1 pseudogene is annotated in these 554 nt (G+C 40.3%); it reads left to right on the top strand.

The window, feature by feature from the left end:
• Nucleotides 1-179 precede the first annotated feature (179 nt).
• Nucleotides 180-554: pseudogene (locus ACJY2G_RS25545) on the top strand (type VI secretion protein ImpA); the annotation flags it as partial.

Here is a 554-nt window from a genome sequence, read left to right as displayed (position 1 = left end):
AAATATGAAGATAAAGAAAGCAAGCTTCACCGTACGCTTTGGTCACTGCTGGAGCGGGATGATAAGGGCAGCGTTTTTATAAACAGCTGAATGACTTTTGTGCATGTAACCGGTTTTGATTGTAACCGGTTACTATTATTGGCAAGGAAGTGACGGATAAATAAAAAAGGAAAAGAATAATGGGTATTTTACATCCGCAGGAATGTTACTTTTTAGAAAAATTCATCTCAGCAGAACATTATGCCGAAACCCGTGATGCCATCATTGCCTATATCGATGCCCATGAAGAAGCCCTGGCAAGATATAAACGTGAACTGCCGCTTAATGCCCGAAAAACCCCTCAATGGCAGCAGGCCGATATGGTATGGGAAAATCGCGTGATGCCTAATATCAGACCCATGAAAGAACGTTATATGAAAGCTTATATTCTACGAACTCATAGCGACATCAAAGCATTCGATATCGGTCATGCTATGAGCAATATTAGCAAAGGTATTGTTGAGTTTTGGAATGGATGGATGACTGGAGGTGAAATAGAAAAAATTTCTGCTCTT

This window comes from Rahnella sp. ATs2 (assembly GCF_051851855.1).
Lineage (GTDB): Bacteria > Pseudomonadota > Gammaproteobacteria > Enterobacterales > Enterobacteriaceae > Rahnella > Rahnella variigena.
Note: the sequence above shows the minus strand (reverse complement) of the source record. Positions and strands in the feature narration are given on the sequence as shown.